Origin of the sequence: Amphritea atlantica (genome assembly GCF_024347255.1) — a bacterium.
In the GTDB taxonomy this organism is placed as follows: Bacteria; Pseudomonadota; Gammaproteobacteria; order Pseudomonadales; family Balneatricaceae; genus Amphritea; species Amphritea atlantica.
Genome location: NZ_AP025284.1, coordinates 475,214 through 500,606 on the forward strand (window position 1 = coordinate 475,214; position 25,393 = coordinate 500,606).

A 25,393-nucleotide genomic window follows, 5' to 3' on the forward strand; every position below is an offset into this window, starting at 1 on the left:
AGCTGACTGTATCGTAACCGGAAAGGTTATAAAACCCTCGGCGCTGTCATCTTGCTGTCATGCCAACTTAATAAGCTGTGGGTATTAACCTTAATCGCCTACAGACCCAAGATGACCGTTTCGCAGATTATACCTGATCGTTATGCCCAGCTTAATGAACTGATTGAAACTGAACAGCTGTATCCCCATTTTCAGCCGATTGTCGATCTTCGGCGGGGTGAAGTATTGGGTCATGAGGCGCTGATTCGCGGGCCGGAAGGCAGTGAGTTGCATACGCCAGAGATGCTTTTTAACACTGCCATCGAAGCGGGACAGGAACATCGGCTGGAGCTGTTGTGTCGCCGACTGTCGCTGGAGGCTTTTGCCCGGTTATCACTGGAAGGAAAACTGTTTCTCAATATCAGCGCGTCCCTGCTGGGCACCCCGGAACATAAGCAAGGGTTGACTGCGCAATGGTTGGAGTCCCTTGAAATTCCTCTGGATTCCATTGTTATCGAGATTTCAGAGCAGCACCCGTTTGATAATTATGGACTTACCCTTGAAGCGATCAATTATTACAAACGCATGGGGTTTAAGGTGGCTGTTGATGATCTGGGAACCGGCTATTCAGGCCTCAAACTCTGGTCAGAGTTACAGCCGGATTACGTGAAGATTGACCGTCATTTTATTCATAATGTCGACCGGGAGCCGGTTAAACGTCAGTTTGTAAAGTCGATCTGCAGTATTGCTAATGGTGTCGGTTCCAAGGTGATTGTTGAAGGGGTGGAAACCCGTTCAGAGCTGGTCACTCTGAAGGAGCTGGGGGCGAATATTGGCCAGGGGTTTTATCTGGGGCGGCCAACCCAGACACCGAGAATGCTCTGTAATAGTGAAGAGTGGTTGCCCCGTAAACGGCGGGCTGGCAGTGAAAAGGATATGGCGGAAACGGCCGCTGTGCTGATTCATCCGGCGCCTGCACTGAGTTTCGATGATCAGATGGGGTATACCGCTAAACTGTTCCGGGAAAACCCGCTGTACGATATTCTGGCGGTGCTTGAGGAGGGCCGGCCGATCGGTACTGTACACCGGTCTGATCTGCTGGAGCTGTTCTCGACCCAATATGGCAGGGCTTTGTATGAAACGCGTCCGGTCACCCGTATTCTTGATACCAGGGCGATCATTATTGAATCGGACACCAGTCTGGAACAGGTATCCCGTCTGATAACCGAGCAGGATGCGGTCTATCTGCATCAGGGGCTGGTGATTACCAAGGATGGCCATTATCAGGGCATCGGTAACGTTCGGGATCTGTTGAAAAGGATCACCGAGCTGAAAATACGCAATGCCCGGTATGCCAACCCACTGACACTGCTGCCGGGCAATGTACCGATCAATCGGGAGATCGATGGGTTGCTGAAACAGACCGAGAGCTTTCGGGTGGCTTATTTTGATATCAACTATTTTAAGCCCTTTAACGATAGCTACGGCTATGTTAAAGGCGACCGGTTGATACAGTTGCTGGGTGAGCTACTCACCAATAATGCCAATGGTGAAAACTTTACCGGCCATATTGGGGGGGATGATTTTGTTGTGGTGTTTCGTACCGATGACTGGAAGGAGCGCTGCGAAAGGATTCTGCTGCAGTTTGACCAGGCTATAAGGGAATTTTATAGTCCAAAAGATCTTGAACAGGGAGGAATCTGGGCGTCCAGCCGTACCGGAGATTCGGTGTTCTATCCAGTTCTCAGCCTCTCTTGTGGTGTTGTCTACCCCGACCCCTATCGTTGTGTCAGTTATCATGAGGTCGCGGAACTCGCCGCCCAGGCCAAAAAAGAGGCGAAAAAGCGGGAGGGCAGTTATCTGTTTGTCTCCCGCCGTCGTAAATTACGCCTCAGCTGATCCGACCCTCTCGCCGGTTTCCTCTGATTGGGAGACCGCCTGACTGTTGGCTTCAGATACCGCTTGCGCTTTATTCACCCTGCGTCCCCAGAGTCGTCTCCTGAGTTCTGAGTTGGCCCAGCTCCTGAACCTTCCTGAAATACGCTTCAGACATGCTATATTGTCGCCCTGTCAACAGATCTGCATCTGTTACTCACATCGAGAGTCTGAATCCGGAGTTCTGATATGGCCCACTGGCAACCAAGATTTACCGCGGCGGATGCGGCGATTATTCAGCAGCAGCGCACCTGCGATGGTTTTTTTAAAATTAATCGCTTAACGATCCGCCACTCACTGTTTGAAGGGGGGGCGATTGAGATTGTGCGTGAGCAGTTTCAACGCGGTGATGCGGTGTGTGTACTGCTTTTTGATCCGGATAAAGAGAGCGTAGTGCTGGTGGAGCAGTTTCGTGTCGGTGCTCTGGGTAAAGCTGATAGTCCCTGGTTGCTGGAGTTGGTGGCGGGGATTGTTGAGCCGGGCGAGACACCTGACGATGTCGCCATGAGGGAAGCTCAGGAGGAAGCGGGTGCGGCAATTTACGATATTGTCCCGATTACCCGTTATCTGCCCAGTGCCGGTGGTAGTGATGAATACGTTGACTTGCTGTGTGCCCGGGTCGATAGCGCCGACGTGGGTGGTGTTCACGGTCTGGCTGATGAGGGTGAGGATATTCTGGTTCATGTGCTACCCTTTGCTGAGGTATGTGAATTGGTTGCAAACGGTACTATTGATAATGCTGCCACCATAATTGCGGTACAATGGTTACAGCTGAATCGGCAGCGATTGTTACAGCGCTGGGGTTGTGTGTAAGGCGGCCTCTGAGTATGCGATCTGAGTGTTGGAGAAGATGAAAAAACGTTATATCCCTGACCTGGTAAAGCAGATGGCCGATTGTGAGGCCAACTATCTGCGACTGATGCGGCTGATGCCGGATCTTGAACAGTGCGATGAGCGCGAGTTTGAGGTTCACTGGCATCAGCAGCAGAGCGTCGTTCGTCTGCGGGTTGAGGAGCGTTTTACCTACACCACCACCGTTCTGGTGTCACAAAGTTTTGATAGCAGCTGGCTGGAGGCCCCCAGTCTGGTGGTGCGGATCTATCATGATGCCCGGGCTGCTGAGGTGATCTGTCTGAAAAGCCGGCGTCATTTTCGCGGGGTTTACAACTACCCGAATGAGCGGATGCATCAGAAAGATGAAAAGGCACAGCTGAATCAATATCTGGGAGAGTGGCTCAGCCACTGTCTGACCCACGGTCAGGCCGCCGAACCGGTTTATAGTTTCTCATGATCCCGCTGGTTGTTGCGCAGATTACCGATTTTCACCTGCAGAATAATCCTGATCAGGATTATCGTGGTTTCAATGTTGAACAGCATCTGGACCGGGTGGTTGACGATCTGCTGTTACAGACGCCCGCGGTGGATATGATTATCTGCAGCGGTGATCTGGTGCACCATGGCGGGCCCGAAGGCTATCAGCGCCTGAGTCGGCGACTCGCCAGACTGCCGGTGCCGAGTTACTGGATTCCGGGTAATCACGATGATGCTCAGCTAATGCTTAAGTCTGGTGATCAGCAGGGTGGACAGCTGAACCAGCGCTCCGTTGTCGCGCAGGGGTGGGCGATCATCCTGCTGGACAGCACCGCAAGCCCCGATGGTCAGGGCGGTGGCAGTTTGTCATCGACTGAGCTGGCTTTTCTTGAACAGCAGTTGCAACAGTATTCTACCCATCACTGCCTGGTGGTCCTGCACCATAATCCGCTGCCGGTCGGGAGTAACTGGCAGGACCAGATTATGCTGGCCAATGCTGATCAGTTCTGGGCCGTTCTGGGGCAACATCATAGTGTCAGAGCAGTGATTAATGGTCATGTCCATCAGGCATCTGATCAACTACGTGGTGAGGTTCGGGTAATCATGACCCCTGCAACTTCGGTGCAGTTTAAAGCGGGCTGTCAGCAGATGGTTCTGGAGGATGATCCGGTGCTGCGGCAACCTGCATACCGCTTGCTGACGCTTCACCGGGATGGCCAGATAGAGACCTCGATCAAAAGAGTCGAGGGTTAAGGTTGCATCGCCCGGCGCTCTCCGGTACTTTACCGAAAACATGTATATATATACAGATAAAATAGCAGTAGTTAAAAAGGTTATTGATGGCACAGCCTCTGTTTCTCTATATTCACGGTTTCAACAGCTCTCCCGAGTCGTTTAAGGCGCGGTTTTTTGTTGACTGGATGACTGCTAAGGGGAAGGCCGACCAGGTGATTGTCCCTGCGCTGCCCCACTGGCCTGCTCAGGCTATCCGTCTGCTTGAGCAACTGATCGAAACCCACCGGGATCGCTCCATCACGCTGATCGGCAGTTCCCTGGGCGGTTATTACAGCACCTGGCTGGGTGAGAAGTATGATTTGCGTGCGGTACTGATCAATCCCGCTGTGCGGCCGTTTGAACTGCTGGAAGCGATGCTGGGGGAGCAGGGAAACTACTACAGCGATGAACGATATGAACTGACCCCTGAGCATCTGCAGCAGTTGTTACAGATTAACTGTCACAGTGTAAAAGAGCCTTCACGTTATCTGTTGCTGACCCAGACCGGGGATGAAACCCTGGATTACCGGGAGGCGGTAGAAAAGTTCAGGGACTCACCGATGCTGGTACAGCGGGGTGGTTCCCACGGTTTTGACCAATTTGAATCTGTTATACCGGCGATACTGGCATTTGCCGAAGGCCGGGTTGAGTTGCCTGCTGTCACTGACCTGACAATCGGGCGGATAAGGACTGAAACTTCCGATGAGTAACACCTATAACTCTGATGCAATTGAGGTACTGAGCGGGCTGGACCCGGTGCGGCGCCGTCCCGGTATGTACACCGAGACCGACCGGCCAAACCACCTGGCTCAGGAAGTGATCGATAACAGTGTCGATGAAGCGTTGGCGGGCCATGCGACGCAACTGGATGTCACCCTGCATAAAGATGGCGCGATCAGCGTCAGGGATAACGGCCGGGGGATGCCGGTGGATATCCACCCGGAAGAAGGGGTCAGTGGCGTCGAGCTGATCCTCACCCGGCTGCATGCCGGAGGTAAGTTTTCCAACGAGAACTACAACTACTCCGGTGGTCTGCACGGTGTTGGTGTGTCGGTGGTAAATGCACTCTCTAAGTTGCTGGAAGTGACCATCCGTCGCGGGGGGAATGTTTACCGGATGACCTATGCGGATGGCGAGAAGGTGTCCGATCTGGAGATCGTGGACAGCTGTGGTCAGCGCAACACCGGTACTGAGGTGCGCTTTTTAGCCGATCCGCAGTATTTTGATACCCCCAAATATCATCTGACCAAACTGCGCCATATGTTGCGCGCCAAGGCGGTGCTCTGTTCCGGTTTGCGGGTCACCTTTACGGATGCGACCGGTGCCACGAAAGAGAAAGATGAGTGGTACTACGAGGATGGTCTGGTGGACTACCTCAAAGGCACCACTCAGGTCTATGAAACCCTGCCGGAAGAGCCTTTTACGGTCTCCTTTCAGGGAGAGATCGACGCGATGGATGTGGCGTTGCAGTGGTTGCCTGAAGGTGGCGATCTGACCTGTGAAAGCTACGTTAACCTGATTCCTACCGCTCAGGGTGGCACCCATGTTAATGGTCTGCGAACCGGTCTGCTGGAAGCGATGCGGGAGTTCTGCGAGTTTCGTAATCTGCTACCCCGGGGGGTTAAAATCTCCGCCGAAGATATCTGGGAGCGTTGCTGCTATGTGCTCTCTGCGAAGATGCAGGACCCACAGTTCTCGGGACAGACCAAAGAACGGTTGTCGTCCCGCCAGATTGCGGGCTTTGTGTCCGGGGCAACCAAAGATGCTTTCAGTCTCTGGCTTAACCGTCATGTAGAAGATGGCGAGAAGCTGGCAGAACTGGTGATCAGCAATGCTCAGAAGCGACTGCGGTCGAATAAAAAGGTGATCCGTAAGAAGGTGACCTCGGGACCTGCGCTGCCGGGTAAGCTGGCGGACTGTACCGGTAATGACGCGATGCAGGGCGAACTGTTTCTGGTCGAGGGTGACTCGGCGGGTGGTTCAGCCAAGCAGGCGCGAGACCGGGAGTATCAGGCGGTGATGCCGCTGCGTGGTAAAATCCTGAATACCTGGGAAGTGGAACCCGGCGATGTGCTGGCCTCTCAGGAGGTGCATCATATTTCCATTGCGATAGGCGTCGAACCGGGATCGGATAACTTTGATGGTTTGCGTTATGGCAAGATCTGTATCCTCGCGGATGCGGACTCGGATGGTCTGCATATCGCCACCCTGCTGTGTGCGTTGTTTGTACGCCACTTCAAACCGCTGGTGTCCGCCGGGCACGTCTATGTGGCGATGCCGCCACTGTATCGTATTGATGTCGCTAAAGATGTTTTTTATGCCCTGGATGATAATGAGAAAGACAGTATTGTTGAGCGCATCAGGGCGGAGCGTAAGAACGCCAAGATCGGCGTACAGCGCTTCAAGGGTCTGGGTGAGATGAACCCACTGCAGCTGCGTGAAACCACCATGTCACGGGATACCCGCCGGCTGGTTCAGCTAACCATTGAGCCGGGCGATGGCACCAACGATGTGATGGATATGTTGTTGGCGAAGAAGCGTTCGCCGGACCGGAAAGAGTGGCTGGAAAGCAAGGGTAATCTGGCGGATATTTAAGCCTTTTCCTGTCAGGTTAAAGATCGCGCGAACAATGAGTTTATAAGCTCCGGGACAAAAAATGAGCGGAACAGTACATATCGATGAAGGCATTGAACGCCTGTCACTGAAAGAATATACCGAGAAGGCGTATCTGGATTACTCCATGTACGTCATTCTTGACCGGGCGCTGCCGAATATCGGCGATGGCCTGAAGCCGGTTCAGCGTCGTATCGTGTATGCGATGTCGGAACTGGGGCTGAAATCGACGGCGAAGTATAAGAAATCGGCCCGTACTGTGGGTGACGTGCTGGGTAAATTCCATCCTCACGGCGATAGTGCCTGCTATGAAGCGATGGTACTGATGGCGCAGCCATTCTCCTATCGCTACCCACTGATCGACGGTCAGGGTAACTGGGGTTCACCCGATGACCCTAAGTCTTTTGCCGCGATGCGTTACACCGAGTCCAAACTGGCAAGATACGCCGAGGTGCTACTCAAAGAGGTGGGACAGGGGACGGTCGAGTGGGGGCCAAACTTTGATGGTACCCTTGAGGAACCGATGACCCTGCCTGCCCGGCTGCCCAATATTCTGTTGAACGGCACCACCGGGATTGCGGTGGGTATGGCGACCGATATCCCGCCCCATAACCTGCGGGAGGTCACCGAGGCCTGTATCAAACTGCTGTCCAGACCAGGGATGAGCATCGAAGAGCTGTGCGAGATAGTGCCGGGGCCGGATATGCCCACCGATGCTGAGCTGATCACCCCGCGCCACGAACTGCAGAAAATGTATGAAACCGGTAAGGGCAGCCTGCGTGCCCGTGCCGTTTACAGTCGCGAACAGGGCGATATTGTGATTACTGCTCTGCCCTATCAGGTGTCCGGGGCGAAAGTGCTGGAACAGATTGCGCAGCAGATGCAGCAGAAAAAACTACCGATGGTGTCGGATCTGCGGGACGAGTCTGACCATGAAAATCCGACCCGTCTGGTGATTGTGCCGCGCTCCAACCGCATCGATGTTGAGCAGCTGATGGCGCACCTGTTTGCCAGTACCGATCTGGAGCGCACCTACCGCGTTAACATGAATATGATCGGTATTGATGGCCGCCCTAAGGTGAAAAACCTTAGAGAGATCCTCACCGAGTGGCTGGTTTATCGTACTGAAACGGTGCGTCGCCGGCTGCAATTCCGCCTGGATAAGGTGCTGGCCCGGCTGCATATTCTTGAAGGTCTGATGGTCGCCTATCTCAATATTGATGAAGTGATTGAGATCATCCGTACTGAAGAGAAGCCGAAGCTGGTGATGGTTGAGCGTTTTGGTATCACTGAGATTCAGGCGGAAGCGATTCTTGAGATCAGGTTGCGTCAACTGGCCAAACTGGAAGAGATTAAGATCCGTGGCGAGATCGATGAGCTGACCGAAGAGCGGAACTATCTTGAAGAGATTCTGGGCTCTGAAAAGCTGATGCGCAAACTGATCCGTGATGAGCTGAAAGCCGATGCCAAAGAGTATGGCGATGATCGCCGTTCACCCATCGTTGCCCGGGAAGAGGCAAAAGTGATGGATGAGAAAGCGTTGCTGACCGCTGAACCGATTACTGCGGTGATCTCCAAGCAGGGCTGGATCCGTTCTGCCAAAGGTCATGATATTGATCCGGAGGGGCTTAGCTATAAATCCGGTGACGGCTTTAAACTGGCGTGTCTGGGACGTATGAATCAACCGGTCATTCTGATGGACACAACCGGACGGGCCTACTCACTTGAAGCGCATACTCTGCCATCAGCGCGGGGGCAGGGTGAGCCGGTTACCGGCAAGCTGACACTGCCAAAAGGCGCCACCATCGATGGTGCTATCGCGGGTAAGGATGACGATGCGGTGTTGCTGGCGTCGGATGCCGGTTATGGCTTCGTGACAAAAATTGCCGATATGACCAGTAAGACCCGCACCGGTAAAGCAGCCCTGACGCTGCCAAAAGGCGCTAAAATAATGCCGCCGATGCGTTTGAAAAATAAGGCAACAGATCTCCTGGTGGCCGTGACTAACGAGGGGCGGATGCTGGTATTTCCGGTTAAAGATCTGCCGGAGCTGGGCCGGGGTAAAGGTAATAAAATTATTAATATCCCCTCCGCCCGGGCGGCTTCAAGAGATGAGCTGCTGGTGGCGATGGTGACGCTGTCTGCCGAGGATACACTGCAGGTCAACTCCGGTCGTCAGCATCTGAAGATGAAGCCTTCCGATCTGGAACACTATCGCGGTGAACGGGGGCGTCGGGGTAACAAACTGCCCCGCGGCTATCAGCGGGTCGATTCCCTCGATGTGATTGTTAAAGCCTCGGCTGAAGAGCCTGTCTCCGACGCTGAATAGCGCCACTGATATGGATAAAAGAGTGATCTTCGGTCACTCTTTTTTTTATATTTTACGCTCTGCATCGGGCGTCAGGTGACTATTTTAGTCCCGGGTGGCTGAAAAATAGCCACTCAGAGTACGCAATTGCTTCCTTCTTGATCAAGTTATCTGTAAAATACCGCGCCTGACACTCTCCCGAATGGTTGTTTTTTAGTCAGTATTTGCAACCGCTCAGGATAATTAAACTGCCCTGTATCAACTGACAATACAGGTATTACCCCCCGCGAACATGCGCCTGAATCGTGTTCGCTGTATAGGAAAAAGCATGACCGAAAGCTTTGCTGACTTATTTGAAGAATCCCTTGAACTCGTTGCAATGGTACCTGGTACCCTGGTTATGGGTGAAGTTATCGACATCGATAGTGACTGGGTTACCGTAAACGCTGGACTGAAGTCTGAGGCAGTTATTGCCCGCAGCCAGTTCCTTAATGATGCCCAGGAACTTGAAGTTCAGGTGGGTGACATGGTTAAGGTTACTCTGGAAAGCGTTGAAGATGGTTCCGGTGAAACACGCCTGTCCCGTGAGAAAGCGAAGCGCGCTGAATCCTGGGGTGTTCTGGAAACTGCATTCGAAGCTGAAGAAACTGTTAAAGGTTACATCAGCGGTACTGTTAAGGGTGGCTTCACCGTTACCGTTAACAAGATCAATGGCTTCCTGCCAGGTTCACTGGTAGATGTACGTCCGGTTAAGAACGTTGACCACCTGATGGGTCAGGAACTGGAATTCAAACTGATCAAGCTGGACCAGAAGCGCGACAATATCGTTGTTTCTCGTCGTGCTGTTCTGCAAGAAGCTAACAGTGCGCAGCGTGATGAGCTGCTGAGTACCCTGGAAGAGGGTCAGCAGGTTAAAGGTTACGTTAAGAACCTGACCAACTACGGTGCATTCGTAGATCTGGGCGGTGTTGACGGCCTGCTGCATATCACTGATATGGCCTGGAAGCGTATCTCTCATCCTAGCGATATGCTGACACCGGGTGATGAGATCACTGTACAGATCATCAAGTTCGATAAAGAGACTAACCGTCTGTCTCTGGGTCTGAAGCAGCTGAACGAAGATCCATGGTCTTCTATCCTGGCGCGTTTCCCTGCTGGCACTAAGGTTCCTGCTCGTGTAACTAACCTGACTGACTACGGCTGCTTCGCGTCTATCGAAGATGGCGTTGAAGGTCTGATCCACGTGTCTGAAATGTCCTGGACTAACAAGAACATCCACCCATCTAAAGTTGTTCAGGTGAACGACGAAGTTGAGGTTATGGTTCTTGATGTTGATGAGAAGCGTCGTCGTATCTCTCTGGGTATGAAACAGTGCATCGCTAATCCATGGTCTACTTTCGCTGAGCAGTTTGCTGCGGGCGACAAAGTGACTGGTACTATCAAGACTATCACTGACTTCGGTATCTTCGTGGGTCTGGATAACGATCTGGACGGTCTGGTTCACATGTCTGACATCTCCTGGGATGCGGATAGCGAAACTGCGCTGCGTGAATACAAGAAGGGCGAAGAGGTTGAAGCCGTTATCCTGTCTATCGATGCTGAGAAAGAGCGTATCTCTCTGGGTATCAAGCAGCTGGAAAGCGATCCGTTCTCTGAGTATGCTGCTGCAAACGACAAAAACGCTATCGTTAAAGGTATCGTTAAGTCTGTAGACGCTAAAGGCGCGAACATTGAGCTGGCTGAAGGCATTGAAGGTTACCTGAAAGTGTCTGATATCAGCATCGATCGCATCGAAGATGCTTCGACTGTCCTGAAAGTAGGCGACGAAGTTGAAGCGAAGATCGTTAACCTGGATCGTCGTAACCGTTCTATCACTCTGTCTATCAAGGCTAAAGACCAGGCAGATGAGAAAGCGGCTATCAAAGCTGTGGCTGATGCTCCGGTTGAGACTGCTGGTCCTACCACTATCGGTGACCTGATCAAGGCACAGATGGAAGCGAAGAAGTAATACTTCTTTAAGCGATAAAAAAAGGAGCGCTGATGCGCTCCTTTTTTTTACCCTGCCGTTGGCTTGTCAGACGGTGAAACGTTCCGAAATCTCTTTCAGATGTTCAGCCAGCCGTGCCAGCTCTTCGCAGGTCTGAGCGATCTGGTTGGAGCCTTCTGCGCTGTCAGTTGATACACCGTTTATCTTAACCACACTCTGGTTGATCTCTTCAGAAACCAGGCTCTGCTCTTCCGAGGCACTGGCAATCTGAATGGTCATCGCGTTGATTTGTTCAACCGCTACAGTGATCTCATTTAAAGACTTTCCGGCTGTCAGGGTTTGCTGAACCACTGTGTCAGCTTCGGTGCTGCTGGCCTGCATCGCATTAACGGCGGCTTTGGTTCCTGACTGTAAGCGCTCGATCACCTGGGCGATCTGCTGTGTTGATTCAGCTGTTCGGCTGGACAGCGATCTGACCTCATCGGCAACCACTGCAAATCCCCGTCCCTGCTCGCCTGCGCGCGCCGCTTCGATTGCAGCATTAAGAGCCAGCAGATTGGTCTGTTCAGCAATGTTGTTGATCACTTCCAGTATGTTGGCGATGTTCGTGCTTTCAGCCTCCAGAGTATGAGTCAGTTCAGCAGACTTGGCTAATCGTTCTGAGAGGGTTTGTACTGCAGTAATGGTTGCATCAACGATCTGTTTTCCGGACTCTGCGGCTTCAGCTGCCAGCGTGGATGCCGAAGCGGCGTCCTGAGTGTTCTTGGCAACTTCGTGAACCGTCGCGGTCATCTCGGTCATGGCGGATGCAACCAGTGAGGTTTCATCCTGCTGTTGCTCCATTCCGCGACTTGTTTGAGCCGTGGTGGCGGATAGCTCTGTGGCTGAGCTGGCAACCTGTGATGTTGCAGCGGTGAGTTCCATAATAAGGTCGTGAAAGCTGGTCATCATCTCATTAAATGCCAGTCCCATGGCGCCAAATTCATCTTTATTCCGGATCTCTGAGCGAAGTGTCAGATCTTTAGTCTCAGCGGCTCTGGAGATGACAGTGGTTAGTGCTTTAACCGGGTCAATGATTGATTTGGCAATCAGTGCTGATACGACTCCCATAATGATCAGAACTATCGCCAGGATCTCTACTTCCTGCCAGAACACATGCCAGAACTCTTCATCAATATCGTGGGTAAATACGCCGGTGCATATTATCCAGTTCCATTGAGGGTGAAGGCGAGCAAAGGAAATTTTCCTTTGTGGTTCCGAGAGGCCAGGGTGAGGCCACAGATATTCGACAAAGCCCCCTGTGCTGTTCTGTGTTGCGGCTTTAACTAACTCCTGCATAAACAGCGTGCCGTTGTTATCTTTCATATCCGCGACGCTGCTACCTTCAAGCTTCTTATTAGTTGGGTGCATTAGCATTTTGGACTGAGTATTGAGAACAAAGAAATACTCATCTTCGCCATAACGCAGGCTTCGGATTGACTCCAGAGCGCTTTGTTTGGCCGCTTCCTCAGACTTTTTCCCCGACTCAACCATTTTCTGTTGATGGTCAATTAATGAGTAGGCGGCGCCGGTAAGGTTTTCCATCTCCATTTTTCTCTGATCGAGAAGGTCCCCTTGAAGTTTTAACAGGGAGAGCGTAACAATCATGATCAGGCTGATAATGGCGATTGCAACCAATAGCAAGAGCTTTGACCGGACGCTGACGCTCCGAAGTAGTTGATTCATGTATATACTCCTTCCATATACAGAGATGTATGCTGAGGATAATCCCAACCGTGGCTATACGTTGTAGCACAGGCTTTGGGTCATTTCTGATAACAATTAGTCTGAGAGAAATGTTGTATCAGGGAGATTAGCTCTCTGCCTTATAATAAAGTTATAGCGTAGTGTTACGGCGGGAGTTGATCTTCATCAACTTTAACGAAGGCTAATGCTCGGATTGGGTAGAATAGCCGTGCATCCGGATGACGTGTCAGCCAGCGGTGCGGTGTCATTCAGTTGCGGTGGGTAAACAGCAGCCCGATGCCAGCACTTGCCAGCAGGGTGCCGCAGCTGCGATTAAATAGCTGCCGTTTAAGCGGTTCAGCAAACCACTGGCGCAGATAGAGGCCAAACAGTGCGTAAATCGCAACCGCCAGCCACTCAAGCAGCAGGAAGGTGACCCCCAGTGTAAAAAACTGCAGGCCTGCTGGTGCCTCAGTTGTGACAAACTGCGGTAAAAAGGCGGTGAATATCAGGATCGCTTTAGGGTTACCTGCAGCGAGAAAGAACTCCTGCTGCATCAGTTCAAGCTGTTTCTTATTCTCCTGTGTCTGCGCTGTCTCCCCGCGGCTGGTATCGGCTGTCCAGAGCTTGAATGCCAGCCAGAACAGATAGCCGGCACCGACAACTTTTATCACCGTGAAGATAACTTCGGATGTGTGCAGGACAACGGCAAGTCCGGCTGCTGCGAGGAAGATCATCCCCGCGAAGGCGATCAGTCGTCCTGCACCGGCAAATAGGGCGCTATGAAAGCCATAACGCGTGGCATTGTTCATCGCCATCAGATTGTTGGGGCCTGGGGACATGTTCAGTGCGAAACATGCTGGTATAAACAGCAGCAGTGTCATTATATCCATGAGTCTGACCGGTTATTGTGGGCAATCAGTGTCCGCTTGTTGCGATGATATCTGCTGGTTACAGATATACGTCATAGAAAAAATACAGGGTGATGCCAATGCTGGCAACACTTACAAAGTTGCGCACCTGTTGTTGAGGCAGTTTTCGTGATAGATGGGCGGCGACATAGCCCCCAACCACTGTGCCTGTCAGTACGACTGAGCCTTCATACCAGGCGATCACGCCATCATAGATAAACATCGCAATCGCAATCAGCGATACAAAGGTTGATATCAGTAGTTTCAGACCGTTCATCCGGTTGATATCGGTATATCCGGCCAGCGCCAGATAGCTAAGGGATATAATGCCGAGTCCGGCATTAAAGAACCCGCCATAGAGGCACACGCCAAACAGCAGGAGGGTGAGCAGTGTTGCTGCCGCCGTTGAGGCATGACGATGCCTTGTCCCCAGTTGCCTGAGAGTCCGGTTTAGTTGTCCTCCGAAGATAAACAGCAGGGTGGCAAATAGCAGTAGCCAGGGGACCGCAGTCTCAAAAGAGGCTTCCGGGGTCTGCAGTAGCAGCCATGCACCGCAGATACCGCCAATCAGACTGATCAGGATAAAGCGAGGCAACTGGTCCTTTATCTCCATAAGGTCTTTTCTGAAAGCCCAGGTGCCACTCATATAACCTGAACAGGATGCGAATGTATTGGTGGCGTTGGCACTGATAGGGGGAACCCCTGCCAGCAGCAGTGCTGGAAAGGTGATAAAGCTGCCACCTCCGGCAATGGAGTTGAGCACTCCGCCAAAGAAGCCGGCAGTAAACAGGATCAGCAGTTCAGTTAGCATGGGAATACCCGGGTTGTCATCAGTGAGCTGAGCATAGGTGAATACCGCCCGGCATTACAGATACAGGTGTTGTGCAATCTATAGCGGATCTGTATCGCCTTTACCCTGTGCAGGCTCAGGGAAAAAGTTTGCTGAGCAGATGGCGGGCCTGCTTATCCAGTAACTTCTGATAGTTATCATTAACGGATCTGATCAGTACTTTATCTTCTTCGGCGCGCAGGATATCAGCACCGGCCAGCAGACTGACTTTGAGATCAGGTGCTTCGCTGAGGGCGGTATGGGTCACCAGTTCGTTGCTGTCGGTGCTATGGGTAAGATAACGGGCTTCCTCCTGCATTCGCGGGAGTTTCTTATAATGGCCGCGCACCAGCGCCATATGCAGATTCAGGACGGGTTTGAAGCTGCGGATACGTTGCTGGTTGAAGAGTTTGTAGAGGCGATTAAACAGCTGGCTGGCGCAGATCGCATTGATGCCGTGGGAGTCATCCTTGTGGGGCTTCAGAAATGCCAGTTGCAGATCGCCGTTACCGATTCGGGTGGCTTCACCCTGATAGATGGCGATCACCATGTCGAGCATGCGGTAATAGTATTCCTGCAGTTCCAGTTGCTCTTCGCTGGCCAGGTTGTCTGAGTGCCCTGATGACAGATCAAGATAGAGCAGATAGCCCGCTTCTTCTGCGGCGACGATCAGTTCCAGTTCCTGTTCAAACGCGTACAGATCCAACTGAATTTCATGCTGACTGTTGCCAAACAGCGGATTGGGCGTCCGCTGGCGGGGTTGTGCCTCCAGACTGATCTCTTCTACGCTGACCTCATCGGTCATTGTTTCGGTTGGGGCTTTGGTTTCAGCCCGCTCTTTGTGATCGCAGAAGGGGGCAAAGCCAGGCATATGTGGTGCCGCTTCATCCGGTCTTAACAGCTCCACCAGCTCATCCGGATGGCTTTCGTTGTGCTGCGCGGATCTGTCAGAGAGCAACTCTGGTGAGTGTTCGTCATCCTCTGCTACTGGTGGGACGACGGCATCGTCTGTGTTTAACGCAGGCTCAGTGTTAGCTGCCGGGGAGGGCGTGTTGCGGCTCAGGCTGAACCAGCAACCGGTGAGGGCTGCAATAACGGTTATCAGGGCCAGAATGGCAGCCTGTACCAGCAGCGCGTTAAAGTTTGATCTGCTCGCTTGCGGATTCAGGTATAGCTCAAGGATGGCCAGGGTCTCATCCTGCTGCCGGATCAGCACATCCTGCTGGATAAGATTGTCCTGGCGGATATCTCCTGCCCGGCCGAGTAGCCGTTCTCTCGGATCGGTGAGGATAATGGCGTCGATGTCAGGCTGCTTCACCAGTTGATTGAGAACGTAGTTGAGGCTGACAGAGTCTCCCGCCAGCAGCGCGGGTTTGATCATGGTAACTGTTTGTTGCCCCAGCAGCTCTCCCTGCTGGCGAGTCTGCAGCTGGGCAATTTTCCCTGCTACAACGGTGAGGTAGATGCCGGATAGCAGCAGGCCGGTGAGCAAGATGCAGCCAAGCGTCATCATCAGCCGGGTACGCTGATTGATCATGGTTGTAAAACGAAGCGGTTTATCCATATTCCGACGGCTACATATTCCGGGGCAGTAAAGCCTGCAGATAATAGCAGTTAAGTCACTTCGCAAAAACGGCTTTTTTGCTGTTTTGCTTTCTCTGTCGATGACCCCCGCTGCCGGGCAGGTTATAATGGCCGGTCTCGACGGAGAAGGAAGGTTATGAACGTTAAAGAGTACATGGCAGAACTGGGTCAGCAGGCACGCGTTGCCTCCCGCGACATTGCGAAAGCTGATACCGGAATAAAGAACCGCGCGTTACTGGCGATGGCGGATGCGATTGATGCGTCCCGTGAAAAGCTGGTTGCGGCAAATGCTGAAGACCTGCAGCAGTGCCGTGCCAATGGCCTGGATGATGCAATGCTGGATCGTCTGGAACTGAAGCAGTCTCAGATCGATACCATGATTGAAGGTTTACGCCAGGTTGCTGCTCTGCCGGATCCGATCGGCGCGATCACCGATATGAACTACCTGCCGAGCGGTATCCAGGTGGGTAAGATGCGTGTGCCTCTCGGGGTGGTCGGCATTATTTATGAGTCCCGTCCCAATGTGACGGTGGAAGCGGCCAGTCTCTGTCTGAAGTCCGGCAATGCAACTATTTTGCGGGGCGGGTCGGAAGCGATTCACAGTAATGCGGCGGTTGCTGAGTGTATTCAGACAGGGCTCAGGGTCGCGGGGCTGCCAGAGCACACGGTGCAGGTGGTTAAAACTACGGATCGTGAAGCAGTGGGTGAACTGATTACGATGCCTGAATATGTCGATGTGATTGTGCCGCGGGGGGGGAAAAGCCTGATTGAACGGGTGAGTCGTGATGCCAAAGTAGCGGTCATCAAGCATCTGGATGGTATCTGTCACGTCTACATTGATGAAGATGCCGATAAAACCAAGGCGGTCAATGTGGCGATTAATGCCAAAACCCATCGCTACGGCACCTGTAATACTATGGAAACACTGCTGGTGCACGAATCCCGTGCGGCAGAGATTCTGCCTGAGTTAGCTGAGTGTTATCAGGCGATTGGGGTTGAGCTGCGCGGTTGCGACAAAACCCGTGAAGTGTTGCCGAATATTATCGCGGCAACCGAAGAGGACTGGCAAACCGAGTATCTGGCACCGATCCTGTCGATCCGGGTAGTCCATGATATGGCTGAGGCGATTGAACATATCAACCAGTACGGTTCTCATCATACCGATGCCATTATCACGGAAAATTACACCCGCTCCCGCAGTTTTTTGCGTGAAGTGGACTCCAGTTCGGTAATGGTTAACGCATCGACCCGTTTTGCTGATGGTTTCGAGTATGGGCTGGGGGCTGAGATTGGTATCTCAACGGATAAGATTCATGCCCGCGGGCCGGTAGGTCTTGAGGGGCTGACCTCACAAAAGTATGTGGTGCTGGGTGATGGCCATATACGTCAGTAACGCCTGATGAGCGAATCCGTCAAAGTCTTTATGGGTGGGACTTTTGATCCTATTCATAATGGCCACCTGCGCACCGCGCTGGAAATTCAACAATGGCTGGGCGTCAGGCAGGTAACCCTTATGCCCTCCAAAGCTCCGGTGCATCGGCAACAGCCGGAACGCAGTGGTCAGCAGCGTCTGGATATGGTTCGTCTGGCGGTTGCCGATGAACCAGCATTGGTGGCTGATGAGCGGGAGGTTATCTCAGCCAATGCTTCCTATACTGTACTGACACTGGAATCTTTTCGCCGGGAACTGGGGCGGCAAGTGCCGGTCTGCATGATTCTTGGAATGGATGCTTATCTGTCACTGCCGCAATGGGACCGTTGGTTTGAACTGCTGAATCTCTGCCATATTGTGGTGGTTAAACGGCCCGGCTGGATCTATGAACCCTGCGCTCAGATGCAGCAGATTAGCCTCGAGCATGAGATCGATGATGTCGACGCCATGCTGCAAAAACCTGCGGGTCATGTGATTTTTCGTGAATTGACGCCATTGGGAATCTCTGCCACCCAGATCCGGGAACTGATCAGTGGGGGGCGCTCTCCCCGTTATCTGATACCGGATGCGGTGTGGAACTATATAAAACAAAACCGGCTCTATAATGTTGAGCAACATAATGAAGGTAAATAATTACTAATGGAAATGGATCAGATGATCAGCGCTGTACGTGAAGCCCTTGATGATATGAAAGCACGGGATATCGTCGAGATTGATGTCACCAATAAATCAACAGTGACTGACCGGATGGTGATTGCCAGCGGAACCTCTAAGCGACATGTGATGTCCATAGGACAGCATGTGCAGGAAGAGATGAAGCATAAAGGCCTGATGCCATTGGGGATCGAGGGACAGGATACCGGCGAGTGGGTGTTGGTAGATCTGGGTGATCTGGTGGTGCATGTGATGATGCCGGATGCCCGAAGCTTCTATGATCTTGAAAAACTCTGGGGTTTTGATGAGGAAGTGGGGCAGGACACAGCACATTAAACGCTTCTGCGACTAAGTCATCGTTGTCTGTCGTGCGCTCACCTCTGTTTTGGGGGAGCGGCGACAAAAGGGATCCGCTTTAACATGAAAATACGCCTTATCGCCGTAGGCACTAAAATGCCTGGTTGGGTAACTGAAGGTTTTAATGAATACCTCAAACGGTTGCCCAATGAGTTCTCTCTGGAGTTGGTGGAGATCCCTCTCGGTCATCGGGGAAAAGGGGCGGATCTGGCCCGGGCCAAACGTCAGGAAGGAGAACAGATGCTGGCGGCGATTCCCAGGGGGGATCGGGTGATTGCACTTGAAGTGGGCGGTAAAAACTGGAGTACTGAACAGTTGGCGGAGCAGGCAGAACAGTGGCAGATGTCCGGGCAGAACCTCTGCCTGCTGGTTGGAGGGCCTGATGGACTGGCACCGGAGTGTGTTGCTATCGCTGATCAGAAATGGTCACTCTCGGGTCTTACCCTGCCGCATCCGCTGGTGCGCATTTTGCTGGCTGAACAGTTATATCGGGCCTGGAGTATCATGCAGGGCCATCCCTATCATAAATAATCTGATACACATATCTGTGAAGAATTGCTTAGATGTCCGCGTTTGATAGCCTGAAGGATCACACAAAAGAGGGACGGGTATTTCTGTCACGTGCGCTGATCGCTTTTGTGATTGTGGTGCTGCTGATGGGGGTTCTGATCGGCCGTCTCTACTACCTGCAGGTGATTCAGCATGATCAGCTTGCTGCCGTGTCTGATGATAACCGTATCCAGTTACAACCGGTTGCCCCCACCCGTGGTCTGATCTATGACCGCAACGGAACCCTGTTGGCGGATAACCGCCCCAGCTACAGTGTCACCCTGCTGAAAGAGAAGGTCGGGGACCTCGAAGCTACCCTGACAGAGTTGCAAAAGCTGATTCCCATCAGTGAGCGGGAGCTGGAATCATTTCATAGACGTCTCAAACAGCGTCGTCGCCCCTATGAAACGGTGCCTTTGCGGTTTCGTCTGACCGACGATGAGATTGCCCGTATCGCGGTTAACTATCAGCGTTTACCCGGGGTGCAGGTCGAGGCAGATCTGATTCGTTACTATCCGTTCGGGGCGAGTCTGGTACATGCGCTGGGCTATGTTGGCCGTATCAACGAAAAAGAACTGAAGCGGGTTGATCCGAAAAACTACAGTGCCACCCATTATATCGGGAAACTGGGGATTGAACGGTTTTACGAGCCGCTGCTGCACGGTGAGGTTGGCTATCACAAAGTGGAAACCAATGCCCGGGGACGGGTGATGAGGGTGCTTGAACAAACGGATCCGGTGCCGGGTAAAGATATCGTCCTCTATCTGGATATCCGTTTGCAGCAGGCAGCTGAAAAGCTGGTGGAGGGGCGTCGGGCTGCGATTGTGGCGATCGATCCTAAAACCGGCGGTATCCTTGCGCTGGTGAGTAATCCGGGCTATGACCCCAATCTGTTTGTCACCGGCATCAGTACCAAAGACTATAAAGCACTGCGGGAATCGCCCGATCTGCCGCTCTTTAACCGCGCGTTGCGGGGACAGTACCCACCGGGGTCTACGATTAAACCGATGGTGGCGATGGGCGTGATCGATAGCGGTGTGGTCAGCCCCACGCATACCATCTTCGACCCAGGGTTTTATACCCTGACGAGTGGCGGGCGCCGTTACCGTGACTGGAAGCATGGGGGACATGGCACAGTGGGTCTGGATATGGCGATCTATCAGTCCTGCGATGTCTGGTTCTACGATGTTGCCAACCGTGCCGGGGTGGATATTATCTCCGATTATCTTGGGCGGTTTGGTTTTGGCCAGGTCACCAGTCTTGATCTGCCGGAGGCCCTGCCAGGTATTCTGCCTTCAAAGGCATGGAAGAAAAAAACCGGCCGGGGTTCCTGGTTTGCCGGAGATACCCTTAACCTGAGTATCGGGCAGGGGTGGATGCTGGCAACCCCTCTGCAGCTGGCAACCGCCGCCGAGGTGATGGCCAATCGTGGCGAGTGGAAACAGCCGCGTATGCTGAAAGGCGTGATGAAGCATAACAAGCACAAGGCTGACAAATTGACCGAAGGTAGTGTGGTTGATATCAGTGGACTGGAAGGCACCAAAGCGGTATTACCGGATATTAAATTGAAAAATAACCAGTACTGGAAGCGGATCATCGATGCCATGATCGCCGTTGTTCACGGCCCCCGGGGGACTGCCCGTAAAATAGGCCATGGGCTGGACTTTCAGATTGCCGGTAAAACCGGTACGGCTCAGGTGGTCGGCATTAAGCAGGATGAGGTCTACGATGCTGACAGCATGGCAGAGCGTCATCGCGATCACGCCCTGTTTATCGCTTTTGCGCCAGCCGACAATCCGGAGATTGCGGTTTCGGTGATCGTTGAAAATGGCGGCGGGGGATCAAGTACAGCGGCACCGATAGCGCGGGATGTGATCGACGCTTTTATGCAACTTAAACGCCAGGATTCGGAAGTGGATGAGTTGGCAGGAGTCGCAAAGGATGGCTGATTTTCAGCGTACGATGCCCGATGCTCAGCCGCACCTGGCGCGACGCCGGGGGCTCTGGTCCTACACCCGCCTGGATGCCTGGTTGCTGCTGTTTATTCTGGTGCTGTGTGGTTATGGGCTGTTAGTGCTATACAGTGCCTCCGGTGGTGATATGGGCTATGTGGTGCGTCAGGCGGTACGGATGGGCGCGGGACTGGTGGTGATGACGGTGTTTGCCCAGTTGCGGCCTCAGTTGTTTGCCCGCTGGGCACCGGCAATGTATGTCATCTCGTTGGGATTGCTGCTGGCCGTGCTGCTCGTGGGGGTAGGGGCGAAAGGCGCGCAACGCTGGATCGCCCTGCCCGGGTTTCGTTTCCAGCCGGCGGAGATTGTGAAACTGGTATTGCCGCTGATGGTAGCCTGTTATCTGGCTAACCGGCCATTACCGCCCAGCTTTCGTCATATTGTGATCTCACTGGTGCTGATCTTCGTGCCGGTGGTGTTGATTATGAAACAGCCGGATTTGGGGACATCACTGCTGATCGCCGCCTCCGGGGTGTTTGTATTGCTGCTTTCCGGTATCTACTGGCGTTATATCTTTGGCGCGTTGGCGGTTGCAGCGGCGGGCTTGCCCGGATTGTGGATGGTGATGAAAGATTATCAGAAGCAGCGGGTGTTGACCTTTCTGGACCCTGAAAGTGATCCTCTGGGCGCGGGCTGGAACATTATTCAGTCGAAGGCCGCCATCGGTTCCGGCGGTATCGAGGGTAAAGGCTGGATGCTGGGCACCCAGTCTCAGCTGGACTTCCTGCCGGAAAGTCATACGGACTTCATTATTGCGGTCATGGGTGAAGAGCTGGGGATGATCGGTATTCTGATGCTGCTGGGTATCTATCTGATGATTATTGCCCGGGGGCTGGTTATTGCGTCTAAGGCCCAGGACAGCTTTGGCCGTCTGGTCGCGGGCAGTGTTACGCTGACCTTTTTTGTCTATGTCTTTGTCAATATCGGTATGGTGAGTGGCATCTTGCCGGTTGTGGGGGTGCCGCTGCCGCTGGTCAGCTACGGGGGTACCTCGATTGTGACTCTGATGGCAGGGTTTGGCTTGCTGATGTCGGTTCAGGCGCACCGGCAGATGATCAGCCATTAAGAGGACAGATTCAATAAACATAATAACTCAGCGGTTTTGTTCTGGTGTCACTGTGATAAAGTCAGGATTCAGCTGAGAGCCGTGTTAAACGCTTCAATGGTTCAGGGAATGCCAGGTGGTTTTGGCAAATATAGGTAGGGTGATATGTTCAGAACAAAATTTTCACAGTGGCTCAGTAGCGCTGTTCTCGGTACGGGTCTGCTATGGGGGGCTCAGGCAGCGGCTCATGGATATGGCGATCACCCTGCAGCCCAGCCGTTTATCGCCGAAATGGCGCAAGAAGGGTTCGATGAAAAGGAGATCCGGACGGTTCTGGATTCAGCTGAACGTCAGGAAAGTATTCTTAAAGCGATCTCCCGGCCGGCAGAAAAACGCCTTAACTGGGGCGAGTATCGTAATATCTTTCTGCGCGATGCCCGCATAGATCAGGGCCTTGAGTTCTGGGATCAGTATGCTGAAGCGCTACAACGGGCGGAACAGACTTACGGTGTTCCTGCACAGATTATTGTCGCTATTATTGGTGTGGAGACCCGCTATGGCCGTAATATGGGCAGCTATCGGGTGGTCGATTCGTTGTCGACGCTTGGCTTTGATTACCCACCGCGGGGCAAATTCTTCCAGGGGCAGCTAAAAGAGTATTTCTACCTGCTGCGGGAAGAGGGGGTTGATCCGTTCAGTTTAAAAGGCTCCTATGCTGGCGCCATGGGATTCGGACAGTTTATTCCCAGCAGCTTCAGAAGCTTTGCTGTTGATTTTGATGGCGATGGCAAGAAAGATATCTGGAATAATCCGGTCGATGCTATTGGCAGCGTTGCCCACTATTTCCAGGCTCATGGCTGGAAAGCGGGTGAACCGGTGCGCAGTAATGTAGTGATGGAAAAACTGGCGGATGAAGCCTGGATTAATGGCGATCTGAAGCCTGAGCTGACCCTGGCACAGTGGTCGGAACGGGGTATCCGTACCCGTAAAGGACTGGATGCTGACAGCAAAGCGACTCTGATCCGTCTGGAAACTGATGGTGAGTTCCAGCACTGGTTTGGGTTACACAACTTCTATGTTATCACCCGTTACAATCACAGCCGCTTGTACGCCATGGCAGTATATGAACTGAGTCAGGCGATAACGGAGAAGCGCCACCAGGTGCAGGCCAGACAACAGAATGGAGTGGCAGGTTAATTCATGAAACGAGTAATTCCCTATCTGACAGCGTTATTGTTGCTCGTGGTGCTGGGCGGATGTTCCTCTGCCCCCAGTGGCCGGTACGCTGTCGAGAAGGATTACGGCCCGTCAAACCGGGTGGATGTGTCCCATGTGCCGGATGCGGTGCCCCGGGTCGAGCCAAAAAGCAGTGGTGGCAATAAAAGCCCCTATTCAGTGCTGGGTAAAACCTATTATGTGATGACTTCAAGCCGCGGTTATAAAGAGCGCGGCGTGGCCTCATGGTATGGCAAAAAATTTCATGGTCACAAGACTTCGAATGGCGAAACCTACAATATGTACGGTATGAGTGCCGCCCATAAGTCGCTGCCGCTGCCCAGTTATGTTCAGGTGACCAATCTCAGTAATGGCAAGCGGGTGATTGTCCGGGTTAATGACCGCGGGCCATTCCATGGCGGTCGCATCATCGATCTGTCCTACGCTGCAGCATCTAAGCTGGATATGCTTGGAGGGGGAACCGCCCATGTTGAGGTTGAAGCGATTGATCCCGCTAGCTGGAGTACTTCATCAGCCGCGATAGTCGCTGACAGCGTCAAAACCACGGCTCCGCCGCAGCCCAGTCCCACGACTGTCGGCAAACGTTATCTGCAGGTCGGTGCGTTTGGGCTGCAAACGACTGCGCTGGAGGCGAAGCAGCAACTGCTGCAGATGCTGCCGGGCTATCAGGTCCGCATCGTACCTTTGAACCTGCCTGATCGAACCTTATACCGGGTGCAGGTCGGGCCGGTGCAGCTGAATGCTAATCTGGCGGCACTGGTATCAAAAATAGAAGCGGCAGGCTATCTGCGTCCACATTTGGTAGACTAGGCGGCGTTAATTGGATTTGCTGAAGTAAACCGCAGATGTGCGGTCGAACCTTTGGGCTGTTTTCAGGTCTCAGCTGTATCTGGACCCTCTGTAACCGAAATAAAAGTATTTATAAAACACTATGATTAGAAAATTTGCTTTTCGCTCGCTGATGTTTCGCCTGTTTCTCCTCTCAATCTGTCTCTCGTCACTGCCGGTGCAGGCGGCGAAGATTACCCCGGCTCCGCCTCAGGTAGCTGCCCGGGCGTATATTGTTATGGATGCCGATACCGGTAAAGTGATTATGGCCAGCCGGGAGGATGAGCGCTTTCCTCCCGCCAGTCTGACCAAGATGATGACCAGCTATATTCTTGAAGGTGAGCTGACCAAAGGTAATATCAGTAAGAACGATATGGTGCCGGTTTCGGTCAAGGCCTGGCGTGCTCCGGGGTCACGGATGTTTATTCAGGAGGGAACGCAGGTACTTCTGAGTGATCTGCTGAAGGGTATCATCATCCAGTCGGGTAATGATGCCAGCGTGGCGGTGGCGGAGTATATTGCCGGTAGCGAAGCGGCTTTTGCGGATATGATGAACCAGCATGCCGCCCTGTTGGGTATGAAAAACTCTCACTTTATGAACGCCACCGGTTTGCCCGCAGAAGATCACTACTCTTCAGCGTACGACCTGGCGCTGCTGGCCCAGGCTATTATTCAGAAATACCCGGAACAGTATGGGGTTTACTCTGAAAAGTATTTTACCTACAACAAGATCCGTCAGCCTAACCGCAATAAACTGTTGTGGCGGGATGATTCCGTTGATGGTCTGAAAACCGGCCACACCGATGCGGCAGGTTACTGCCTGGTGGCGTCTGCAAAACGGGACGGTATGCGTTTAATCACCGTGGTGATGGGCACCAGCAGTGAAGAGGCGCGGGCCCAGGAGAGTCAGAAACTGCTGGCGTACGCGTTCCGCTATTTTAGAACCCATAAACTCTATGATGCGGGTCAGGTGCTGGAAACCGCTAAAGTGTGGGCCGGACAGCAGAATCAGTTGAAAGTTGGACTGGAAAATGCGATGGCAATCACCATTCCCCGGGGTGAGGGTGAGCAACTACAAGCGGTTCTGGATCTCGATAAAGTGATTAAGGCACCGATCGAGAAAGGTCAGAGCTTTGGCAGTCTGAAAGTGATGCTTGAGGATAAAGTGGTTGCTGAAGCACCGGTTATCGCACTGGAAAGTATTGCCGAAGCGGGACTTTTACAACGCATCTGGGATGCTATAGCGCTATTCTTTTATAACCTGATTAACTGACCCCGAGGGGCTGGACACAGATGCCCGGGCTCAGGATCCAATCTGAGTCCG

The 25,393-nt window shown here is 52.8% G+C and carries 21 protein-coding genes; 17 read left to right on the plus strand and 4 right to left on the minus strand.

Features of this window, described 5'->3' with window-relative positions; genetic code table 11:
• Positions 1–111: 111 nt before the first annotated feature.
• The 8 genes from OCU43_RS02250 (at position 112) to rpsA (ending at position 10,928) form a co-directional block, all read left to right on the plus strand.
• On the plus strand, positions 112–1,878 hold the full coding sequence (locus OCU43_RS02250) for a GGDEF domain-containing protein (protein ID WP_091361977.1): 1,767 nt from the start codon (positions 112–114) through the stop codon (positions 1,876–1,878).
• 225 nt (positions 1,879–2,103) lie between these two features.
• On the plus strand, positions 2,104–2,727 hold the full coding sequence (locus tag OCU43_RS02255) for an NUDIX domain-containing protein (protein ID WP_091361979.1): 624 nt from the start codon (positions 2,104–2,106) through the stop codon (positions 2,725–2,727).
• 37 nt (positions 2,728–2,764) lie between these two features.
• Positions 2,765–3,205 (plus strand): DUF1249 domain-containing protein, encoded by a 441-nt coding sequence (locus tag OCU43_RS02260; protein WP_091361980.1) that lies wholly within the window; start codon positions 2,765–2,767, stop codon positions 3,203–3,205.
• A complete protein-coding gene (locus tag OCU43_RS02265) occupies positions 3,202–3,978 on the plus strand; it encodes a phosphodiesterase (protein WP_091361982.1) in 777 nt (258 codons plus the stop codon). The genes OCU43_RS02260 and OCU43_RS02265 overlap by 4 nt, the downstream gene beginning before the upstream one ends.
• 86 nt (positions 3,979–4,064) lie before the next feature.
• Complete coding sequence (locus OCU43_RS02270) at positions 4,065–4,709, plus strand: YqiA/YcfP family alpha/beta fold hydrolase (RefSeq protein WP_091361984.1); 645 nt, start codon at positions 4,065–4,067, stop codon at positions 4,707–4,709.
• Positions 4,702–6,594, plus strand: coding sequence for a DNA topoisomerase IV subunit B (gene parE, locus OCU43_RS02275; protein WP_091361986.1), 1,893 nt, complete (start codon positions 4,702–4,704; stop codon positions 6,592–6,594). Before OCU43_RS02270 ends, parE begins: the two co-directional genes overlap by 8 nt.
• A 61-nt stretch (positions 6,595–6,655) precedes the next feature.
• Positions 6,656–8,941, plus strand: coding sequence for a DNA topoisomerase IV subunit A (gene parC / locus OCU43_RS02280; RefSeq protein WP_091361987.1), 2,286 nt, complete (start codon positions 6,656–6,658; stop codon positions 8,939–8,941).
• 307 nt (positions 8,942–9,248) lie between these two features.
• Positions 9,249–10,928: a 30S ribosomal protein S1 gene (gene rpsA, locus OCU43_RS02285; RefSeq protein WP_091361989.1), complete on the plus strand. Its 1,680-nt coding sequence runs from the start codon at positions 9,249–9,251 to the stop codon at positions 10,926–10,928.
• Positions 10,929–10,994: 66 nt separating this feature from the next.
• Here rpsA and OCU43_RS02290 read toward each other — a convergent pair whose 3' ends face one another.
• From OCU43_RS02290 to OCU43_RS02305, 4 genes are all read right to left on the minus strand, one after another.
• On the minus strand, positions 10,995–12,632 hold the full coding sequence (locus OCU43_RS02290; RefSeq protein WP_091361991.1) for a methyl-accepting chemotaxis protein: 1,638 nt from the start codon (positions 12,630–12,632) through the stop codon (positions 10,995–10,997).
• Between the two features lie 269 nt (positions 12,633–12,901).
• Entirely contained in the window at positions 12,902–13,525 is a 624-nt protein-coding gene (locus tag OCU43_RS02295) for a LysE family translocator (RefSeq protein ID WP_091361994.1), read from the minus strand.
• A gap of 58 nt (positions 13,526–13,583) precedes the next feature.
• Entirely contained in the window at positions 13,584–14,354 is a 771-nt protein-coding gene (locus OCU43_RS02300; protein ID WP_091361996.1) for a sulfite exporter TauE/SafE family protein, read from the minus strand.
• A gap of 115 nt (positions 14,355–14,469) precedes the next feature.
• Positions 14,470–15,936, minus strand: coding sequence for a hypothetical protein (locus OCU43_RS02305; protein WP_091361998.1), 1,467 nt, complete (start codon positions 15,934–15,936; stop codon positions 14,470–14,472).
• A gap of 156 nt (positions 15,937–16,092) precedes the next feature.
• On the opposite strand from OCU43_RS02305, the gene OCU43_RS02310 reads away from it, so the two are divergent.
• The 9 genes from OCU43_RS02310 to OCU43_RS02350 all read left to right on the plus strand — a co-directional run bounded on the left by OCU43_RS02310 (position 16,093) and on the right by OCU43_RS02350 (position 25,342).
• Complete coding sequence (locus OCU43_RS02310) at positions 16,093–17,349, plus strand: glutamate-5-semialdehyde dehydrogenase (RefSeq protein WP_091362000.1); 1,257 nt, start codon at positions 16,093–16,095, stop codon at positions 17,347–17,349.
• Positions 17,350–17,355: 6 nt separating this feature from the next.
• The gene (nadD, locus tag OCU43_RS02315; RefSeq protein ID WP_091362002.1) at positions 17,356–18,021 is read left to right on the plus strand and encodes a nicotinate-nucleotide adenylyltransferase; all 666 of its coding nucleotides are present in this window, start codon (positions 17,356–17,358) and stop codon (positions 18,019–18,021) included.
• 6 nt (positions 18,022–18,027) lie between these two features.
• Complete coding sequence (gene rsfS / locus OCU43_RS02320; RefSeq protein WP_091362004.1) at positions 18,028–18,378, plus strand: ribosome silencing factor; 351 nt, start codon at positions 18,028–18,030, stop codon at positions 18,376–18,378.
• An 84-nt stretch (positions 18,379–18,462) separates the two neighbouring features.
• Complete coding sequence (gene rlmH, locus OCU43_RS02325) at positions 18,463–18,930, plus strand: 23S rRNA (pseudouridine(1915)-N(3))-methyltransferase RlmH (RefSeq protein WP_091362006.1); 468 nt, start codon at positions 18,463–18,465, stop codon at positions 18,928–18,930.
• 32 nt (positions 18,931–18,962) lie between these two features.
• Complete coding sequence (gene mrdA / locus OCU43_RS02330) at positions 18,963–20,897, plus strand: penicillin-binding protein 2 (RefSeq protein ID WP_091362008.1); 1,935 nt, start codon at positions 18,963–18,965, stop codon at positions 20,895–20,897.
• On the plus strand, positions 20,890–22,026 hold the full coding sequence (rodA, locus tag OCU43_RS02335; RefSeq protein WP_091362010.1) for a rod shape-determining protein RodA: 1,137 nt from the start codon (positions 20,890–20,892) through the stop codon (positions 22,024–22,026). The genes mrdA and rodA overlap by 8 nt, the downstream gene beginning before the upstream one ends.
• 144 nt (positions 22,027–22,170) lie before the next feature.
• On the plus strand, positions 22,171–23,202 hold the full coding sequence (mltB, locus tag OCU43_RS02340; RefSeq protein WP_091362012.1) for a lytic murein transglycosylase B: 1,032 nt from the start codon (positions 22,171–22,173) through the stop codon (positions 23,200–23,202).
• Between the two features lie 3 nt (positions 23,203–23,205).
• On the plus strand, positions 23,206–24,051 hold the full coding sequence (locus tag OCU43_RS02345) for a septal ring lytic transglycosylase RlpA family protein (RefSeq protein ID WP_091362013.1): 846 nt from the start codon (positions 23,206–23,208) through the stop codon (positions 24,049–24,051).
• A gap of 121 nt (positions 24,052–24,172) precedes the next feature.
• Positions 24,173–25,342, plus strand: a complete 1,170-nt coding sequence (locus OCU43_RS02350; protein ID WP_091362015.1) for a D-alanyl-D-alanine carboxypeptidase family protein — start codon at positions 24,173–24,175, stop codon at positions 25,340–25,342.
• Positions 25,343–25,393: the final 51 nt, after the last annotated feature.

Bases quoted from the DNA above. Each gene is read 5' to 3' on its own strand.
- OCU43_RS02250 (WP_091361977.1), top strand. From the start codon at position 112: ATGACCGTTTCGCAGATTATACCTGATCGTTATGCCCAGCTTAATGAA.
- OCU43_RS02255 (WP_091361979.1), top strand. From the start codon at position 2,104: ATGGCCCACTGGCAACCAAGATTTACCGCGGCGGATGCGGCGATTATT.
- OCU43_RS02260 (WP_091361980.1), top strand. From the start codon at position 2,765: ATGAAAAAACGTTATATCCCTGACCTGGTAAAGCAGATGGCCGATTGT.
- OCU43_RS02265 (WP_091361982.1), top strand. From the start codon at position 3,202: ATGATCCCGCTGGTTGTTGCGCAGATTACCGATTTTCACCTGCAGAAT.
- OCU43_RS02270 (WP_091361984.1), top strand. From the start codon at position 4,065: ATGGCACAGCCTCTGTTTCTCTATATTCACGGTTTCAACAGCTCTCCC.
- parE (WP_091361986.1), top strand. From the start codon at position 4,702: ATGAGTAACACCTATAACTCTGATGCAATTGAGGTACTGAGCGGGCTG.
- parC (WP_091361987.1), top strand. From the start codon at position 6,656: ATGAGCGGAACAGTACATATCGATGAAGGCATTGAACGCCTGTCACTG.
- rpsA (WP_091361989.1), top strand. From the start codon at position 9,249: ATGACCGAAAGCTTTGCTGACTTATTTGAAGAATCCCTTGAACTCGTT.
- OCU43_RS02290 (WP_091361991.1), bottom strand. From the start codon at position 12,632: ATGAATCAACTACTTCGGAGCGTCAGCGTCCGGTCAAAGCTCTTGCTA.
- OCU43_RS02295 (WP_091361994.1), bottom strand. From the start codon at position 13,525: ATGGATATAATGACACTGCTGCTGTTTATACCAGCATGTTTCGCACTG.
- OCU43_RS02300 (WP_091361996.1), bottom strand. From the start codon at position 14,354: ATGCTAACTGAACTGCTGATCCTGTTTACTGCCGGCTTCTTTGGCGGA.
- OCU43_RS02305 (WP_091361998.1), bottom strand. From the start codon at position 15,936: ATGGATAAACCGCTTCGTTTTACAACCATGATCAATCAGCGTACCCGG.
- OCU43_RS02310 (WP_091362000.1), top strand. From the start codon at position 16,093: ATGAACGTTAAAGAGTACATGGCAGAACTGGGTCAGCAGGCACGCGTT.
- nadD (WP_091362002.1), top strand. From the start codon at position 17,356: ATGAGCGAATCCGTCAAAGTCTTTATGGGTGGGACTTTTGATCCTATT.
- rsfS (WP_091362004.1), top strand. From the start codon at position 18,028: ATGGAAATGGATCAGATGATCAGCGCTGTACGTGAAGCCCTTGATGAT.
- rlmH (WP_091362006.1), top strand. From the start codon at position 18,463: ATGAAAATACGCCTTATCGCCGTAGGCACTAAAATGCCTGGTTGGGTA.
- mrdA (WP_091362008.1), top strand. From the start codon at position 18,963: ATGTCCGCGTTTGATAGCCTGAAGGATCACACAAAAGAGGGACGGGTA.
- rodA (WP_091362010.1), top strand. From the start codon at position 20,890: ATGGCTGATTTTCAGCGTACGATGCCCGATGCTCAGCCGCACCTGGCG.
- mltB (WP_091362012.1), top strand. From the start codon at position 22,171: ATGTTCAGAACAAAATTTTCACAGTGGCTCAGTAGCGCTGTTCTCGGT.
- OCU43_RS02345 (WP_091362013.1), top strand. From the start codon at position 23,206: ATGAAACGAGTAATTCCCTATCTGACAGCGTTATTGTTGCTCGTGGTG.
- OCU43_RS02350 (WP_091362015.1), top strand. From the start codon at position 24,173: ATGATTAGAAAATTTGCTTTTCGCTCGCTGATGTTTCGCCTGTTTCTC.